We start from the raw sequence: 17,322 nt of genomic DNA on the forward strand, positions 1-17,322 counted from the left end.
AGCCCTCCGCGTCCGTGAAGACCGGAGCAGGCTGTTCCGCACGGATCAGGGAACGTGCAGTGTGGACGATGGAAGCCGCACAGGGCTGGCGAGCGTCTCCTGGGGAGCCGGGGCCGCACCCGGCTATGTGAAAGAGCAGTCGGAGCGCATACGAGATCTCGGTGGGACAACGCAGCAAACCCTGCCGAAGGAACTCGGCGACGGCTTCTCCACCTATATCGACTACCGCGACAAGACAGCCGCGATAGCCGCGCCGTTCTTCGCCGTGGCGGTGTTCTCCTGCGGATCCCTCAAGCCTTGGCTGAACTTCGACCTCGCGAAGCGTCAACCCGGTGGCAGCGCCCATGACGACCTGGCCGAGTTGATGCGCGGCGCGCAGAAGAGGTTCGGGGTGGTGCACGGGTGCTCGCCCGGGCCGCTGCCCGGGCGGCGGTGAAGGGGGCGCTGTGCGGGCGGGATTTCGCGCTTCTTCGGTGGGGGGTTGAGTCTTAGGGTGAGGGTATGACGACGCCGGAGCAGCCGCCTCGCTTCAATCCTCAGCAGTACGGGTACGGGCAGCAGGGCGGGCCGCCGCAGCAGGCGCCTCGGCCGGCGCAGCAGCCGCAGTGGCAGAGCGGGGCGCATCAGGTGCCGGGGCAGCAGGGGCCGGGGGCGCAGGGGGCGCCGGTGCGGCGCAAGGGGCTGGTCGGGGCGCTGCTGGACACGAAGTTCGACGCGATGGTGACGCCGATGCTGGTGCGGGCGTTCTACATGCTCGCGCTGACCGTCATCTCGCTGCAGTGCGCGTTCTTCCTCATCCTCGGCCTGGTCGTCGTGGAGAAGGACTGGGGGTGGGTGTGGGGGCTGCTGATGATCGGGGTCTCGCCGCTGGTGTGGCTGGTCGAGGCGCTCGGGACGCGGATGGCGCTGGAGTTCGTGATCAACCAGTTCAAGATCACTGAGGAGCTGCAGAAGATCCGGCGGTCCACCGGGGGGGCCTGAGGGGTGCCGCGGAACGTCTCGCTGTACCTCGCGGCCGAGGTCGCTCCGGGGGACGTGGCGGCGCTCGCCGGGGACGGCCTCGAGGTGCACACCTCCGGACGGCTCGCCGCCGGAACTCCCGGAATCGACGAGGCCGCGGCCGTCCTCGGGACGATGCCGCTCACCCGGGTGCGGGTCGAGCTGCTGCGGGCGCGGGGGTATGAGTGGCGGCTCGCGGAGTTCGTGCTCGCCGCCGCGCAGCGGTGGACCCTGGTCGTGCGGGACGCCGCCGAGCGGGTCGTCAGCGTCGCGGAGTTCGAGCGGCGCCTGGCCGGACGCCACTCGGACTTCTTCGTGCCCGACGACTGGCTGAGCCCCGACCCGTCGACCCGGCGGGAGGCGTCCTCGACGACGGTCGACGTGCTGTTCCCCGCCTCGTTCGACGAGGCCGCGGCCCTGGACGTCGCACGGTCCCTGGGGGCGCGCATCCGGCCCGACGACGTCACCGAGGCCGAGCTGAGCCGATCGGGACGCTACGTCTGGCTGTACCTGCGCGAGGCCAGGCTCCAGACCGACGTCTACAAGGTCGCCGAGTACCGCTCCGCCCTCGGCGAACCGCCGTACCGGTCGGTCCGGATGCAGGTGCTGGAGGGATCGGCGGAACTCGCCGTCGCGTTCGTCGAGGCGCTGGGCGCGCGCACGGCGCTGCTCGTCCAGGGCCCGTGGGGGCAGCTGATGACGCTCGGCGACCTCCGGCTGCGCGTCTCCAACGGCGCGCATGATCCCTTCTGTCCGTGAGCCCTCGCGGTAGGCTCGTGCGGTGAGCGAGCCGCAGTGGACGCGCAGGGATCCCGGGACGACGAGCCGGGACGTGCCGGGGCCCCGTCCCGAGTCGCTGATGCGCCTGCCGGGCGCCCTCGCCGGACGCTTCGAGGTCGACGGCGAGCTGCCCGTCCAAGGCGCCGAGTCCGATCTGCTGCTGGTCCACGATCAGGCCGGGCAGTACGTGGTGAAGATGTACCGGCGCGGCTACAGCGCCGACCGCGAGGTGTGGGCGACACTGCCGCGGCTGACCTCGCCGCACGTCGTCAAGGTGCTCGAGACGGGCCACTCCGACGGCCGCGACTACGAGATCATCGAGTATCTGCCCGAGGGGAACCTGCGCGACCTGTCCGGGCACCGGCGCATCGACGTCGCGACGGCCGTCGGCCAGCTCGGCGACGGGCTGCGCACCCTGCACGCCGCCGGGATCGTCCACCGCGACCTCAAGCCGGAGAACGTGCTGGTGCGCGGGGCCGAGCTCGTCATCACCGACTTCGGGCTGAGCAAGGTGCTGGAGCAGAGCGTCGTGTTCGCCTCGTCCTCGCGCACCCTGGCCTATGCCGCCCCCGAGTCGCTGTCCGGGCAGGTCTCGCCCGCCCGCGACTGGTGGTCCCTCGGCATGATCGCGCGGGAGCTCGCCACCGGCCGCCGCCCGTTCGAGGGCATGAGCGAGACGGTCGTCGTCGACCACCTGGCCACCCGCCCGATCTCCAACGACGACATCACCGACCCGCGCCTGCGGATGCTCTGCCGCGGCCTGCTCACCCGCGACCCCCGCCACCGCTGGGCCCACCCCCAGGTCTCCGCCTGGCTGCGCGGCGAGTCCCCGCCCGTCCACCTCGATCCGCCCGAACCGGCCCGCCCCGCGCCCACCCGTCCCGCGCCCGCCCGTCCCTCTACCGCCCGTCCCGCGCCCGTCCCGGCGGGCCGCGACGAGGGCATCGGCGACGCGGTCGCGGCCGAGGTGCGGGAACAGGAGGCCGCCTACCGGGCGCAGGCGCGCCAGGAACTCTGGGACGAGCGGGAGCGCACCCGCAGGGCCGGCGCCGGCCGCGCACGGGTCCGGGCGGTCCTGTGGTCGCTGGGCTTCCTCGCCTTCTGGGCCGCCGGAGCCTTCGCCATCGCCTCGATGTTCAGCGGGACGACCGGCGGGACGACAGGCGTCGGCGGCGTGCAGCGCGCGTCCGCGGTGCCCCTCGGCCTCCTGCTGCTGATCGCCGGCGCCGCCTGGCTGGTGTCCTGCGCGACCGAGGTCCTCGTCGCCTCCCGGCAGGGCGCCGACTATCTGCGGGAGGGCCCGTGGGCGGCGTTCGCCACCGCGGGACGCCTGCTGAGCGGCGGCCTGTCGAAGACGTCGCGGGCGATGTCGGGGACCGCGCGGCGGACCGGGCCGCGCGGCTGCGGCGTCGCCCTGGTCGCGGCGACCATCCCGTTGCTGATGCTGCTCCTTCTGGTGTCGGTGCTGAGCGCGCTGGCCTGGATGCTGTGGTTCCTGCTGGTCGTGGCGGGAACGGCCGGGCATGTGATCGCCGCGGGGGTGCGCACCCACCACTGGAACAAGGACCTCGCGGCGAGACGCGCGGAAGCCTTCGAGAACTGAGGGACGTCCCGGAGCGTCCACACAAGCAGAAGGGGGCGACATGAGCAGCGGCGTCGAAGCCGAAATCGCACTGGACGCGGCGGTCATCGCGAGCCTGGGGATGAACCGTCTCCTCGGCGCGGGTGCCGGAGCCGGGGCGAGCGCCGCCGCGGCGTTCGCGCGGCTCGCGGACAAGAAGGCGGGGGCGCGCGCCGAGGAGCTCGCCGAGATGCAGCGCTACGAGCGCGCGCTGCGGGAGGTCGTCGACCGCAACGCCCGCATCCGCGCGCTGGACGCCGTCCAGGCCCGTTCCGGCACGCACGCCCCGCTGCCCGAGCCGCTCGCGCTCGACGCCCAGCCCTTCGACGCGCTCGTCACCTGGTGCGCCGCCGTCGACACCGCCCTGACGGCCGCCGAGCAGGCCATCGCCCTGGAGCTGGCGCACCACCTCACCGACGAGCTGTCCCCCGTCTCCGAGCCCGACGACGCCGTCTACGGCACCCGCCGCGACACCGCGGAACGGCAGGAGCACCGCGCGGCCACCGAGACGGTCCGTGCGGCCGTCCCGGCGCCGAGGCCGGGCGGCGAACGCCGCGCGGACGTCGTCCGGGTGCTCGGCAGGCTTCTGCCCGACGCCTCCCCCGACGACCTGTCCATCGTGCGGGCCGCCGCCGGACACGTCGTCGGCGCCGCGACGGACGCCGAGGCCGAGGGCCTGCTCAGCGAGGTCAGGCTGCGCGTCCAGGAGGCCAACTCCCGCACCAAGGCGGAGCGCGGACGCGTCGAGGCCCTCCGCGCGGAGGAGCAGCGCCGGGCGCAGGCCGAGGCCGAACGCGAGTACATCCTGGCCGGGGTGACCGCCGCGTTCGAGGAGCTCGGCTACGAGGTCGACGCCGGATTCGAGACCGTCACCCCGATGACCCTGACCCGCACGGACTGGCCGGACCAGGTCGTCCTGATGGGGCTCGACGAGGGCACGCTGCGCGCCAAGATGATGCGCACGCGCCCGCTCGCCACGGAGGAGGAGCGCCGCCGCGACGCCGAACGCGAACGCGAATGGTGCGAGGCCTTCGAGGCCGCCAGGGCGAAGCTCGAACGCGACGGCCTCGGCCTGGCCGTGACCTGGCGGCTGGAGCCGGGTGCGGAGTCGCTGCCCGTCGGGGCAGAATCGAGCAGGAGCCGCAAGAAGCAGAAACCGAGGGAACGCAACGTTGAGCACTGACCAACCGACTCTCGGAGGCCGCCTGATGGGCTGGCCTCCGTTCATCCGGGAGCTCGACGCCACGCTGTCGGTGCACTCGCAGTACGTGCTGTCCGGGAACCTCTACGACAGCCACCTGTTCCCCAACGGCGACGGCATGGCCCTGCTGCCGCTCCGCGACATGCTGTGGGAGGCGCTGAACGCCAGCGGCATCTCCTGCCTGCTCATCTACGATCCCGTGGACGGCCTGCGCGTCTTCCCCGAGGGCGACGAGGAGGCCGAGGCCGCCGCGAAGAAGCTGCTCGGCAAGTTCGACGCCAAGCCGTCGCTCGAGGGGCTCACGAGGCACCTCGCCGCGATCGCCCGCCCGGCCGAGCAGGTCAGGGCCGCCTTCCTCATCGAAGGCGCGTCCCGGATCTCCGCTTCCGGCAGCGACCTCGAACCCGCCGAGCGCGAGTTCTTCCGGTTCTGCGAGAAGCTCGCCCGCACCGCGCGTCCGGTCCGGGCCCCCGGGATCCGGCCCAAGCCCTTCTACAACCCGATCCTGTGGCTGGTGGAGCGCCCCGGCGACCTGCCGTCCTGGATGTCCACGGAGAACGACTCGGTCCGTGAGCTCTTCGTGCCCCGCCCGCACCTGGGCGACCGGCAGACCACGGCCCGGCTGCTGGCCCGCGCCTTCGCCGTGGACCCCGACACCGACCAGGCCGCCTCCGACGCCTGCGACGCCTTCGCCGCGCAGGCCGACGGGCTCACCCTCCAGTCGATGATCGAGGTCACCCGGCTGGCGAAGGAGCGGAACGTCGATCTGGCGGACCTGCCCGACGCGGTCCGGACCTACAAGCTGGGCGTGCTGGACAATCCGTGGTCCCGAGGGCACCTGCGCAAGCGCGTCCTGGACGGCGAGAAGCGCGTCCCCGAGCGGGTCCTGGGCCAGCCGCAGGCCGTCACGAAGACCCTCGACATCCTCAAGCGGGCCGTCCTCGGGCTGTCCGGCGCGCAGGCCACCAAGGCGGGGTCGCGGCCGCGCGGCGTCCTGTTCTTCGCGGGCCCGACCGGCACAGGCAAGACCGAGCTGGCCAAGGCCATCACCTCGCTGGTGTTCGGCGACGACTCGGCCTACCTGCGCTTCGACATGTCGGAGTACTCGGCCGAGCAGCAGGGCGAGCGGCTCATCGGGTCCCCGCCGGGGTACCGCGACTCCGAGGCCGGCGGGCAGCTCACCGGCGCGGTCCGCGAGGACCCCTTCCGGGTCATCCTCTTCGACGAGATCGAGAAGGCCCACCCGAGCATCCTCGACAAGTTCCTCCAGATCCTGGAGGACGGGCGGCTGACCGACGGGCGCGGGCACACCGCCCACTTCTCCGAGTCGATCCTGATCTTCACTTCGAACCTCGGCTCGTCCAAGGTCATTCCGGGGCTGGGGTACGCGGAGATCGAGCACCGGATCAAGGCGTCGGTGACCGACCACTTCTACTCCGTCCTCAACCGGCCCGAACTGCTCAACCGGCTCGGCGACAACGTGATCGTCTTCAATTTCATCGGCCAGGAGGCCGCTTCGAAGATCTTCGATCTCCAGCTCGAGAACATCTGCAAGCGGGTCACCGACGAGCACCGTCTCACCCTGACGATCAAATCGGAGGTGATGGGGACCCTGCGCGAGTGGTGCACGGCCGAGCTCGACAAGGGCGGCCGGGGCATCGGCATGGCGCTCGAGGCCCACTTCGTCAACCCGCTGGCCAGGGCCCTGTTCGACCGGGAGCTGAAGCCGGGTGCGGAACTGACCGTGTCCGGCATCACCCGGGAGGGCAGCATCGTGGAACTCGATCTGTCTTGACGACCATGCTGCTGGCCAAGGCCCACCACCCCGTGACCACGCTCGGTCACGGGGTGCGGGCCGGGGTCTGGTTCCAGGGCTGCACGATCGGCTGCCCCGGTTGCCTTTCCCGGGACACCTGGGCCGCCGACTCGTCACATTCGGTGACCGTTGACTCGGTCCTCGACTGGCTGGCAGGACTACCGCCGGTCGACGGCGTCACGCTGTCGGGCGGGGAGCCGTTCCAGCAGCCCGGAGCGTTGCGTACGCTGCTGGAGGGCATCATCGAGTGGCGCGGGCCACGCGAGTTGGACATCCTTGTTTATTCCGGATATGTAATCTCCAGGCTCTCGCGGAAACCCGAGTCGCGGGACATCCTGAAACTGTGTGATGCTGTTGTCGCCGGTCCGTACGTGGAGCGGCTGTCCGACGACTCCCCCCTCAGGGGATCGTCGAACCAACAGATCGTGCCGCTGACCCCACTCGGGCAGCAGCGGTACGGAACGGTCGGGCAAGAAACTCGGCGCATACAGGTGTGCGTCGAAGACGGTGCGGAAGGACGGCGGGTGTACTACATCGGCATCCCGCGCCGAGGCGACATGGATCGCTTGAGCGCGGTGCTGGACGGGGCTGGAGTACGAGCCGGGGAGGCGTCATGGAGACTCTGACCTGCGAGGTCTGCCAGACCCCGCACAACCCGGGCGACCTCATCTGCCTGACCTGCGGGAACAATCTGACCCGCGGCCGTCGTCGGCGTCCGCAGCCTCAGGAGGCGGGCTACCCCCAGGGCCAGCAGCCCCAGCAGGGCGGCGGCTACGGGCAGCCCCCGGCGGGCGGCCAGGACCCCTACGCCCAGCCCGGATACGGCCAGCAGCCCCAGGGCGGCCAGCCCGGTTACGGCCAGCAGCCCCAGCAGGGTTACGGCCAGCAGCCCGCGCAGGACCCCTACGGGCAGCCGCAGCAGGGACAGGCCGGATACGGCCAGCCCGCCGGACAGGACGCCTACGGCCAGCCGCAGGGCGGCCAGCCCGGTTACGGCGGCCAGGCTCCGGCCCAGGACCCCTACGGGCAGCCGCAGGGCGGCGGCCAGCAGGGCTACGGCCAGGCACCCGCTCAGGACCCGTACGGCCAGCCGCAGGGCGGTCAGCAGGGTGGCGGCTACGGCCAGGACGCCTACGGGCAGCCGCAGGGCGGCCAGCCCGGCTACGGCGGCCAGGCACCCGCCCAGGACCCCTACGGCCAGCCCCAGGGCGGCCAGCAGAACTACGGGCAGCAGAACTACGGCCAGCCGCAGGGCGGCCAGCAGGGCTACGGCCAGGACGCCTACGGGCAGCCCCAGGGCGGCCAGCCCGGCTACGGCCAGGCTCCGGCGCAGGACCCCTACGGCCAGCCGCAGGGCGGTCAGCAGGGCTTCGGGCAGCAGGGCTACGGCCAGGACCCCTACGGCCAGCCGCGCCGCCCCAACCCGCCGCTCGACCCGCCGCCCGCGCGCGACGGCACCCTGATCCCGCCGGAGCACCGGCAGGGTCCCCCGCACGACAGCACGGCCGCGATGTGCCCGCACTGCGAGCACGTCCTCGACCACCCCGGCCAGGCCCAGTGCAACGTCTGCCTGAAGCCGCTGCGGTCGGCCCCGGGCCAGCCGACCCTGCGCCTCCAGTTCCCCACGGGAGAGCTGAAGGTCACCATGGGCCAGCACCTGATCCTGGGCCGGGACGCGGGCCAGTCGCCCGCCGCCGCGACCTTCACCCAGTACGACAACGTCTCGCGCAAGCACGCGACGGTCTGGCTCGACCCGTCCGGGGTGGCCAAGGTCCGCGACGAGCGGTCCACCAACGGCACCTTCGTCAACGGTGAGCGCCTGTCCCCCGGCGTCGAGGCCTTCCTCCAGGACGGCGACTCGCTGCGCCTGGCGGCCGACGTCACGGGCACCGTCCACCTCTGACCCGCTCCACCGCAAGGGCCGTCCTCCGGGGCGGCCCTTTTTCATCACGAACGATGAACCTTTGCAGGTGTTTTGTCATCCAAGTCTCCATCGGAGCGAGATGATCGCCTCTGGTAGCGGGTGGTCTAGACCGCTAGCATCAACCGAAATGCCATGAACACCCCATAAAGGCTTGCGTATGCGTCGTGGACTCTCCCTGCTGGCCGCCCTGGTGGTCACGGGCGCCGTGCTTCCCGCTCCCCCCGCCTCGGCGGCACCGGTCACCGCGGTGGCCTACACGCTGACGGCCGAGCGGCCGACGATCGACGCGGCGCATCCGAGCGTCAAGATCTCGGGCAAGCTGACGGTCAAGGGCAAGACGACGCCGATCGTGGGCCAGCGGGTCGCCCTCAAGACCGACGACGATCCCCGGGCCCAGTTCACGGCGGACACCACCGACGACGACGGCGCCTTCACCGTCACCTACACCGCGAGCGGCTCCGCCAAGGCCGAGGTCTTCGTGATCGGCGGGCCGCCGCCCGGGATGCCGGACGTCAACGACACCGACTCCGACGGGGTGACCCTGGCGGTGGAGACCGTCCCGACGGCCCTGACGGTCGCGGCGGACAGGACCGCGGTCGACCTGAACCAGCCGTTCACCCTGGCCGGCCGCCTCTCCGCGGGCGCCAAGGGCATCGCCAGGACGGACGTCAGGCTCGCCGGGCACGGCATCGGCGCCTGCGCCCCCGACCCGGTGACCGCGACCACGGACGCCGACGGCGCCTACAAGGCGTCCTTCCGCCCGAGCTGCAAGATCGACAAGATCGTGGCCTCGGCGCTCCCCGGCGGCCTCCAGGAGCCGGCGACGGCCGAGACCGGGCCCCTGACGGTCCGCGACACTCCCGCGATCGGCCTCACCGCCAAGATCGGCGTCACCGGCTGGGTCCGCCTGGCCGGCGCGATCGTCCCCGGCTCCCGCGTGACGATCGGCCTCGAGTTCTCCCCCGACAAGAAGAAGTGGAAGAAGATCAGGACCGTCCGTGCGGCGTCCGACGGTTCCTTCGCCCTGGCCTTCACCTACAAGCACGGCGGCTACTGGCGCGCCCGCAACGGCTCCATCACCAGCCCCGCCGCCAGGGCCTTCCGCGCGGAGACGCGGGTCACCACGTTCAAGCTGAGCCCCTCCCGAACCCGCTACAAGCGCAAGACCACCCTCAGCGGCCTGCTCCAGCACAAGGTCGGCAAGAAGTGGAAGGGCTACGCCAAGCGCACCCTGTCCATCTACTTCACCTGCAAGGACACCCGCAACAAGACCGTCTACCTCGAGTACCGCACCGTCAGAACCAACTCCAGAGGCCGCTTCTCCAAGCGCGTCCCGGCCTACTGCACCGGCCGCGTCTACGTCACCTTCAACGGCAACACCGACTCCTTCAAGACCACCTCGAAGAAGCTCACCTTCACCGTCTCCGGAGCCCCCAAGGTCGTCGACCCCAAGCACCATCGTCATCGCTGACCACAGAAATCACATCCGTCTCAGACATATGTGTAAATACCAGAGGCGATGATCTTGATCCACTGCCATGCTTCGTTCTTTGAGATCACGATTGCTAGTAGGGTAACGGCCCAGTGACTGTCTGTAGTCACAGGCCGTCACGGCTTGCATATGCTCGTTGGAGGAACGTGTGGCAGTAACGCGGAAGGCGGGGTCCGCGCTGCGGAGGCAGGGGGCACTCCTCGTCGCCGGTGTTCCCCAGGCAGCGGTATGGCGCAAGGCCTCCGCCAGCAGCAGTGGAGGCTGTGTTGAGCTCGCCTCAGCGAGCGGCATCGTCTATGTCCAGGACAGCAAGGGCCCCGACTGCGCCACCACCCTCAGCCTCACTGCTGAGGCCTGGGACGGCCTTCTGCGGGGGATTCGCGCGCGGCACGGCTGACCCTGCGGCCTCCCGTCGAAGAGCGCGGAGACGGCGCCCGCCCCATCGAACCCATGATCTGTTCGATGAAGCCCGCCGTCTCACTCGCCGGAAGCACGAGATTCCGCAGATTCGCGTAAGCGAGCTTGTAATCGGTGATGCGTGAATCACGGTCGGTCGCGATGACGTCCGCTGACCTCGCGTTCTCAAGGAAGAGGATGTCTCCGAGCCTGGAGTCGGCGAATTCCAGAACCGTGAAATCGCCCATCATGCCGAAATGCGCACCCATCGTGAACGGAATGACCTCGATAGTGATGTTCGGGCGTTCGAGCATTTCAACAAGGTGGCGCAGCTGTCGCGCCATGATGGCCATGTCGGTCTGGCCCCCGACCTGCCTGTGAAGCGCGGCCTCGTCGAGGATGGCGAACAGCTCGGGCGGATCCGCCCTTTCCAGGATCTGCTCCCTGCGCTCCATCCTGACCTCGACGATCACTTCGAGTTCTGCCGAACTCTCCGCGAACTCAGTGCTCAGCGCCTTGGCATAGTCTTCGATCTGAAGCAGACCGGGAATCATCTGGGCGCCATAGTGGCGAATGATGGAAGCCCCCGCCTCATAGCCGATGAAATCGTAGTAGGCCTGATTCAACTCGTTTCGGTAAAGCGACCACCAACCGCGCTGACGACCTTCCCTGGCCAGCAGCGTCAGCTTGGCCACCGCGGGGTCGTTTTCGGACATCCCATAGAAGCGCACGAGGGCACGCAAATCGGTGGTCGAGATGCCGACCGCCCCACCCTCGATGCGGATCAGCTTCGACAGCGACCAGTCGAGCGCGTTCGCCGCCTGACTTTGCGTGGACCCGTTCTCCAGCCGGAGGCGAAGCAGCTCCGAGGTCAGAATCGCACGTTGGACCGTGGGTCCCGGCCCGGAAGGCATCCCCATGCCGTCTCCTTACTGCGACAGTAAAGATCGAATTAACCCGTGAGCGGGCGGGAACTTCGCTGTTGGCCGCCTTCCGAGATGCCTTGATTACAACAGCTAACTGGCAGTGTGCCAAGACCGTGTATCCCTGAGCGGACTGCTACGGGGACATGCGTCGAGTGTCGATCTGCCATCTCGCAGATCGCTCGCCGCCCATAGGCCACTGCCTCAACAGGCATCCTGCGGGCGAGCACTGTGCCACATGTCTACTTGAAAGGTAAAGGACAGCTACGCGCTGATCTGCGCAGCGGCAGATCAGTCATCGGCAATCAGCCCTCGCCAGGCTCGCCTCGGCCGGCGGGTGATAATGGCTTCGGTGGACGTATGGTCCCGCATGGAAAAAGGTGGGGCCCCTGCTGTAACAGGAACCCCACCCGCAGATCGATCGAATACGGAAAGGACTCGATCTGTCCATGAGCATACGACTCCGATATCGACGGGCGCCAGCACCGTCGATACCCGGCCGTTTCGCCGCCCTGCTGGCCGTCGACATCGTCGCCTTCGGGGCCCCGCACCGCGACGAATGGGCGCAATGGCGGTTGCGGCATTCGATGTACTCGGCTCTGCAGGAGTCGTTCCGGCGGGCCGCGCTGCCCTGGCGGTCCTGCCACCGGGAGGATCGCGGTGACGGCGCCCTCGTCGTGTTCCCCTCCCGCTGCCACCCCGGTCCGCTGCTCGGGCTGTTCCCGCAGCACCTGGCCGCCGTCCTGGCCGCCGAGAACGAGGGGCTCGGCGGACCGTCGCGGCTCAGGCTGCGCCTCGCCCTCCACGCGGGAAACGTCTACAGCGACCGCTACGGGGTGGGCGGGCATGCCGTGAACTTCCTCTTCCGGCTGTTGGAAGCCGACGCCTACCGATCCGCCATCACGGGAGCATCGTCGGATCTGAGCCTCCTGATCTCCGCCCCGCTGCTCGACAGCACTCCCCCCGGCGGGCTCCGCTGCACGCCGCTCGCCATCGAGAACAAGGAGACCCGCACCACCGCGTGGCTGGCCTTCCCTCGCGGCCCGGGCGCGGCCCTGCCGTCCCGCGAGAACGTCCCCGCGCTCAGGTTGGTCCGGGCGGGCGGGCTCTTGCTCCCGCGCGAACCCGTCCCGCCGTATGAGGCGACGCCCCCGCGCGGCGTCCGGGCGGGCGGGTTCTCGCCCGCGCTCGAGTCGGTCCTGGCGTGGGAGGCCGCCCCCTCGTACCGGTCCAGCCTGGCCTGCGGGCCCGGACCCCGACGGAGGCCCGCCCCCGCACGCAGGTCCGTTCCGGCGCGGGAGGCCGAGGCGGGGGCCGATCTTCCCGTGCCCGTGGGCTGAGGGGCGGAACGCCGAAGACCCGGCGCCCTGGGGAGGGGCCGGGCCTTCGGTCGTGGGTGCTAGGCGCGCTTGGCCCGGGCGGCGGTGCGTTCGCGTTCCTTGCTGTCGAGGACGACCTTGCGGAGGCGGACGGCGGTGGGGGTGATCTCGACGCACTCGTCTTCGCGGATGAACTCGAGGGCGGCTTCCATCGAGAGCTTCTTCGGGGGGGTGAGGCGGTCGAACTCCTCCGCCGTGGAGGAGCGGATGTTGGTCTTCTGCTTCTCCTTGGTGATGTTGATGTTCATGTCGTCGGCGCGGGAGTTCTCGCCGACGATCATGCCCTCGTACACCTCGGTGGCGGGGTCGACGAACAGGGTGCCGCGCTCCTGGAGGTTGAACATCGCGTAGGTGGTGGCGACGCCGACCCGGTCGGAGACCAGGGAGCCGGTCGGGCGGGTGCGCAGCTCGCCGAACCAGGGCTCGTACTTCTCGAAGACCTGGTGGGCGATGCCGGTGCCGCGGGTCTCGGTGAGGAACTCGGTGCGGAAGCCGATCAGGCCGCGGGCCGGGACCAGGAACTCCATGCGGATCCAGCCGGTGCCGTGGTTGCTCATCTGCTCCATGCGGCCCTTGCGGACGGCCAGCAGCTGGGTGAGCGCGCCGAGGTACTCCTCGGGGGCGTCGATCGTCAGGCGCTCGACCGGCTCGTGCAGCTTGCCGTTGACCTCCTTGGTGACGACCTGGGGCTTGCCGAGGATCAGCTCGTAGCCCTCCCGGCGCATGGTCTCGACCAGGATCGCCAGGGCGAGCTCGCCGCGGCCCTGGACCTCCCAGGCGTCGGGACGCTCGGTCGGCAGGATCCGGATCGAGACGTTGCCGACCAGCTCGCGGTCGAGGCGGTCCTTGACCAGGCGGGCCGTGACCTTGGTGCCCTTCTCACGGCCGGCCATCGGGCCCGTGTTGGTGCCGAGCCGCATCGAGATCGCGGGCTCGTCGACGGTGATCAGCGGCAGCGCGATCGGGTTCTCGGGGTCGGCGAGCGTCTCACCGATCATGATGTCGGAGATGCCCGCGATGGCGATGATGTCGCCGGGGCCGGCCGACTCGGCGGGCTTGCGCTCGAGAGCCTCGGTCATGAGCAGCTCAGTGATCTTGACGCGCTGCTGGGTGCCGTCGGTCTTGCACCAGACGACCTGCTGGCCCTTCTTGATCGTCCCGTTGTGGACGCGGCACAGGGCGATACGGCCGAGGAACGGCGAGGCGTCCAGGTTGGTGACGTGCGCCTGGAGCGGGGCGTCCGGGTCGTAGGACGGCGCCGGGATCGTCTCGTTGATGATCTTGAACAGCGGCTCGAGGTCCGGGCTGTCCGGCATCTCGCCGTTCTCGGGCTTGTTCAGCGACGCGCGGCCGGCCCGGGAGGAGGCGTAGACGATCGGGAAGTCGATCTGCTCCTCGTTGGCGTCGAGGTCGAGGAAGAGGGCGTAGACCTCGTCGATGACCTCGTCGATGCGGGAGTCCGGGCGGTCGACCTTGTTGATCACCAGGATGACCGGGAGGTTCGAGGCGAAGGCCTTGCGGAGCACGAACCGGGTCTGGGGCAGCGGCCCCTCGGAGGCGTCCACCAGCAGCACGACGCCGTCGACCATGGACAGGCCGCGCTCGACCTCACCGCCGAAGTCGGCGTGGCCGGGCGTGTCGATGATGTTGAGGAGCATTCCGTTGTGACGGACCGCGGTGTTCTTCGCGAGAATGGTGATGCCCTTCTCGCGCTCGAGGTCGTTGGAGTCCATGACGCGGTCGTCGACCGACTGGTTGTCTCGGAAGGCGCCCGACTGCCAGAGCATGGCGTCGACGAGGGTCGTCTTTCCGTGGTCGACGTGGGCGACGATCGCGACATTGCGCAGGTCATCACGGGTGGCGATGGGCATGAAAGTCCGGCTTCCGTTTCGTGTCGGATTCCGCCGCGCCTCGTGATCTCCGATACGGATACGGACCTTGGCGGCGTGAAAAGAGCGTGTGTACACCCGATTCTAGTCGGTCGGGGGCATGGCCACTGACCACAGGCTCAGTTTGGCATCTCTTGACCAGTTGCATACGTTTCGTCCCGTTCCGGTCGCTGCGTGACCGGGATCGCCGAGTCCCCGCACGGTGCGGGGAGCCGGGGAACCACTTCCCCCCGGGGTGAATCCGCTGGTCCGCCGGCGGTAGGGCGACTCTTCGGCCCGAACCCGTCAGCTAACCCGGTAGGCGTCGATGAGAGGAAACCCGTGAAGGGTGCCCGTTTCATGCTGGCCGCCTCCGTGGCGGCCGGCCTCAGCCTGACGGCCATGAATCCCGCGGCCCATGCCGCCGCGGCCCCCACCTCCGAGAGCCTGCAGAAGCAGCTCGACGATCTGACGGCGCAGGCGGAAAGCCTGGCCGAACTCCTGAAGAAGAACGAGGCGGACGCCGCCTCCGCCCAGCAGGACGCCTCCCTCAGCACGATCGGCCTCACCGGCCTCCGCAGCCAGGTCAGCGCCCTGGAACCGCAGGTCAAGGCGGCCAAGGACCGGATCTCGACCCTGGACAAGATCTCCGGCTGGTTCGGCGGGAACTCCGACACCGAGCGGGCCGACGAGCTCTCCGGCGAGCTCGACGACGTCAGGGCCCAGACCGCGACGGCCGAGACCGAGGCCGCCGCCGCGACCCGCAGGGCCGCTGACGCCGCGACGGCCGTCACCACGGTGAGGACCGAGGCCGCGACCGTCAGCACGAAGATCACGACGGTGAAGACCCGGCTCAAGCGGTTCTACACGGTCGGCGGAGTGACGATCTTCGGCGACGGCGTCGCCGCCAAGGCCACCCGCGAGGCCCTCCGCCAGCTCGGCAAGCCCTACGTGTGGGGCGCCGCGGGACCCTCCTCCTTCGACTGCTCCGGCCTCGCCGTCTGGTCCTACGCCAAGGCGGGCAAGCCGGGCCTCGACCACTACACGGGAGCCCTCTGGGACGCCGGGAAGAAGGTCGGCGCCGCCGACCTCCAGCCGGGCGACCTGGTCTTCTTCCATCCCGACCACCACCACATGGGCCTGTACATCGGCGACGGGAAGTTCGTCCACGCGCCGAGCTCCGGCGACGTGGTGAAAATCACCAAGCTCTCCGAGCGCGACGACTACAGCGGCGCCGTGCGCCTGTAAGCGACACGGCCCCCTCCGGAAGGTCTCCGGAGGGGGCCGTTGCGGTTCACCGCTTAGGGCGATGGTCACCCTGTGTCAGCGGTTCGGGTCGATGATCAGCGCCCGATGTAGGTGTTGGCTGCCGGGAGAACGGTGCCGAACGCACCACCGGCCGCGAGCAGTGCCGCGGCGAGATCGCGCTGGCTGAGGTAGGTGAGAGCGGCCACGGTGACGGCGGCCATGAAGGCCGTCAGGAAGATCACCGCTGCACGCAGTGGCACCAGAGTCTGCTCGTTCATGAGAGACACCTCCTTGATCACGTAACGCTTGGTGATCAGAGTGCACCCAACGCGGCCGATATCTAAGCGTGACGCGGTAACGATTTCGGCACATGCCGTAACCAATGCGGACCGTCCCGTTTCAACTACTGAGAGTAACGAGACAGATAAGGGCGAACGGCTTCGACCACGGGCAGATCGCCCGGAAGCCAGGCGACGTCCAGCAACGCGCCGTCATCGAGCCAGCGGAGCTCGGAGTGTTCCAGTGCGCGTGGCGCGCCCTCGACCAGCCGGGCCGTCCACACGCGCAGCACGCTGTTCTCCGACAGCGGCCAGTCGCCGCCGATCCGGTCGAGGAGCTTGACCGTCACGTCGAGCTCCTCACGGCACTCGCGCACGAGCGCGGCCTCGTCGGACTCGCCCGGGTCGACCTTGCCGCCCGGCAGCTCCCAGCCCCCGGCCAGCGAAGCGGGCAGTGCCCGCTGGGCGGCGAGCAGCCGCCCGCCGTCGATGATCGCCGCGCCCACCACTATGACCATGCCGCCCCCTTCTCCTCGGGCCCTACACCCCGGGCCGTCCGCAACACTTCTTGTACTTGGTACCCGACCCGCACCAGCAGGTGCCGTTGCGCTCGGGCGGCCAGGGGACGTGGTGGCCCTCCGGCGAGACGATCCGCGCCGACTGGTCGCCGCGCATCGCCCGCTCGATCTCCAGCCGGTCCGTACCCGGATAGACGTAGCGGGGGCCCTGCGGGAGCCGTCCGTGCTCCACGACCGGCCGGGACGGTCCCAGGTAGGTCTCCACGGCCAGCTCCAGCTCCTCGTCGAGCCCGCCGAGCCGGCGCAGGTGCCCGTTGTGGATGCGGATGAGGTCGGGGTCCCAGGCCTCGGCCAGCCCGCGCAGGAGATCGTCGCGCAGCCACTGGACGGCCAGCTTCTCGTCCTTCAGCTCGTTCGCCATGACGAGGGTGTTCATCAGCCCCTGGAGCGGGTCGCTCTGGCCCCTGAGCTGGACCAGGAGGTCGCGGGCCTGGAGCGCGTCGCCGTTGAGGGCGTGCAGGTGGGCGATGGCGCCGAGTTCCTCCTCGCGCGCCGACTCGTCGATGTCGATCAGGCGGTAGGTCGCCTCGATGGCCTCGGGATAGCGTTCGAGCTTGGCGAGCTGGTCGATCAGCTCGTCGAGGTACTCGGGCACGGCCTCGTCGCCGAGGGAGCGCGGATCGTCGAGGGCCTCCTGGAGCAGCGCGATCGCGGCCGGCGGGCCGCCGCGCTCGAACTCCTGCTCAAGGGCGTCGTCGAGGTCGAGCGGGTTGAACAGATCGTCAGACAGCACGTTCAACCATACTGCGGCGCGGCCGATGCGGGTGAGCGCGGACGGACCTCGAGCCCCCCGGCCGCCTTTTCTGCCAGGCTCTCCCC

The 17,322-nt window shown here is 70.0% G+C and carries 17 protein-coding genes and 1 riboswitch; of the genes, 12 read left to right on the forward strand and 5 right to left on the reverse strand.

Annotated features, from left to right (window positions below):
• Positions 1–61 precede the first annotated feature (61 nt).
• The 10 genes from ABD785_RS06070 to ABD785_RS06115 all read left to right on the forward strand — a co-directional run bounded on the left by ABD785_RS06070 (position 62) and on the right by ABD785_RS06115 (position 10,230).
• Positions 62–436, forward strand: coding sequence for a hypothetical protein (locus ABD785_RS06070; RefSeq protein ID WP_344823066.1), 375 nt, complete (start codon positions 62–64; stop codon positions 434–436).
• 65 nt (positions 437–501) lie between these two features.
• Entirely contained in the window at positions 502–981 is a 480-nt protein-coding gene (locus ABD785_RS06075) for a DUF4282 domain-containing protein (protein WP_344823068.1), read from the forward strand.
• A 3-nt stretch (positions 982–984) separates the two neighbouring features.
• Complete coding sequence (locus ABD785_RS06080; RefSeq protein ID WP_344823070.1) at positions 985–1,758, forward strand: hypothetical protein; 774 nt, start codon at positions 985–987, stop codon at positions 1,756–1,758.
• 22 nt (positions 1,759–1,780) lie between these two features.
• Positions 1,781–3,382, forward strand: a complete 1,602-nt coding sequence (locus ABD785_RS06085) for a serine/threonine-protein kinase (protein WP_344823072.1) — start codon at positions 1,781–1,783, stop codon at positions 3,380–3,382.
• Between the two features lie 40 nt (positions 3,383–3,422).
• Positions 3,423–4,583, forward strand: coding sequence for a response regulator receiver protein (locus ABD785_RS06090; protein ID WP_344823074.1), 1,161 nt, complete (start codon positions 3,423–3,425; stop codon positions 4,581–4,583).
• A gap of 25 nt (positions 4,584–4,608) precedes the next feature.
• Entirely contained in the window at positions 4,609–6,396 is a 1,788-nt protein-coding gene (locus ABD785_RS06095) for an AAA family ATPase (protein ID WP_344823076.1), read from the forward strand.
• A 5-nt stretch (positions 6,397–6,401) separates the two neighbouring features.
• Positions 6,402–7,043, forward strand: a complete 642-nt coding sequence (locus ABD785_RS06100) for a 4Fe-4S single cluster domain-containing protein (protein WP_344823078.1) — start codon at positions 6,402–6,404, stop codon at positions 7,041–7,043.
• A complete protein-coding gene (locus ABD785_RS06105; protein WP_344823080.1) occupies positions 7,031–8,320 on the forward strand; it encodes an FHA domain-containing protein in 1,290 nt (429 codons plus the stop codon). Before ABD785_RS06100 ends, ABD785_RS06105 begins: the two co-directional genes overlap by 13 nt.
• A 178-nt stretch (positions 8,321–8,498) precedes the next feature.
• The gene (locus ABD785_RS06110) at positions 8,499–9,812 is read left to right on the forward strand and encodes a hypothetical protein (RefSeq protein ID WP_344823082.1); all 1,314 of its coding nucleotides are present in this window, start codon (positions 8,499–8,501) and stop codon (positions 9,810–9,812) included.
• A 169-nt stretch (positions 9,813–9,981) separates the two neighbouring features.
• Positions 9,982–10,230: a DUF397 domain-containing protein gene (locus ABD785_RS06115; protein ID WP_344823084.1), complete on the forward strand. Its 249-nt coding sequence runs from the start codon at positions 9,982–9,984 to the stop codon at positions 10,228–10,230.
• Here ABD785_RS06115 and ABD785_RS06120 read toward each other — a convergent pair.
• The gene (locus ABD785_RS06120; RefSeq protein WP_344823085.1) at positions 10,175–11,149 is read right to left on the reverse strand and encodes a helix-turn-helix domain-containing protein; all 975 of its coding nucleotides are present in this window, start codon (positions 11,147–11,149) and stop codon (positions 10,175–10,177) included. The two genes, ABD785_RS06115 and ABD785_RS06120, sit on opposite strands and share 56 nt — an antisense overlap.
• 452 nt (positions 11,150–11,601) lie before the next feature.
• On the opposite strand from ABD785_RS06120, the gene ABD785_RS06125 reads away from it, so the two are divergent.
• On the forward strand, positions 11,602–12,492 hold the full coding sequence (locus tag ABD785_RS06125; protein ID WP_344823087.1) for a hypothetical protein: 891 nt from the start codon (positions 11,602–11,604) through the stop codon (positions 12,490–12,492).
• Between the two features lie 59 nt (positions 12,493–12,551).
• Here ABD785_RS06125 and typA read toward each other — a convergent pair whose 3' ends face one another.
• A complete protein-coding gene (gene typA / locus ABD785_RS06130; RefSeq protein ID WP_344823089.1) occupies positions 12,552–14,402 on the reverse strand; it encodes a translational GTPase TypA in 1,851 nt (616 codons plus the stop codon).
• 193 nt (positions 14,403–14,595) lie between these two features.
• Positions 14,596–14,739: riboswitch (cyclic di-AMP (ydaO/yuaA leader) on the forward strand.
• A 2-nt stretch (positions 14,740–14,741) separates the two neighbouring features.
• Here typA and ABD785_RS06135 point away from each other — a divergent pair.
• Positions 14,742–15,647, forward strand: coding sequence for an NlpC/P60 family protein (locus tag ABD785_RS06135; protein ID WP_344823091.1), 906 nt, complete (start codon positions 14,742–14,744; stop codon positions 15,645–15,647).
• 95 nt (positions 15,648–15,742) lie between these two features.
• On the opposite strand, the gene ABD785_RS06140 is transcribed toward ABD785_RS06135, so the two are convergent.
• The 3 genes from ABD785_RS06140 to ABD785_RS06150 form a co-directional block, all read right to left on the reverse strand.
• Positions 15,743–15,925 carry a hypothetical protein gene (locus tag ABD785_RS06140; protein WP_344823093.1) on the reverse strand — a complete coding sequence of 61 codons (183 nt, stop codon included), beginning with the start codon at positions 15,923–15,925 and terminating at the stop codon, positions 15,743–15,745.
• 125 nt (positions 15,926–16,050) lie between these two features.
• Positions 16,051–16,443, reverse strand: coding sequence for a (deoxy)nucleoside triphosphate pyrophosphohydrolase (locus tag ABD785_RS06145; RefSeq protein ID WP_344823095.1), 393 nt, complete (start codon positions 16,441–16,443; stop codon positions 16,051–16,053).
• A 22-nt stretch (positions 16,444–16,465) separates the two neighbouring features.
• Positions 16,466–17,236: an SEC-C metal-binding domain-containing protein gene (locus ABD785_RS06150; RefSeq protein WP_344823097.1), complete on the reverse strand. Its 771-nt coding sequence runs from the start codon at positions 17,234–17,236 to the stop codon at positions 16,466–16,468.
• Positions 17,237–17,322: the final 86 nt, after the last annotated feature.

It is taken from the genome of Actinocorallia longicatena, assembly GCF_039534125.1.
GTDB classification, from domain to species: domain Bacteria; phylum Actinomycetota; class Actinomycetes; order Streptosporangiales; family Streptosporangiaceae; genus Actinocorallia; species Actinocorallia longicatena.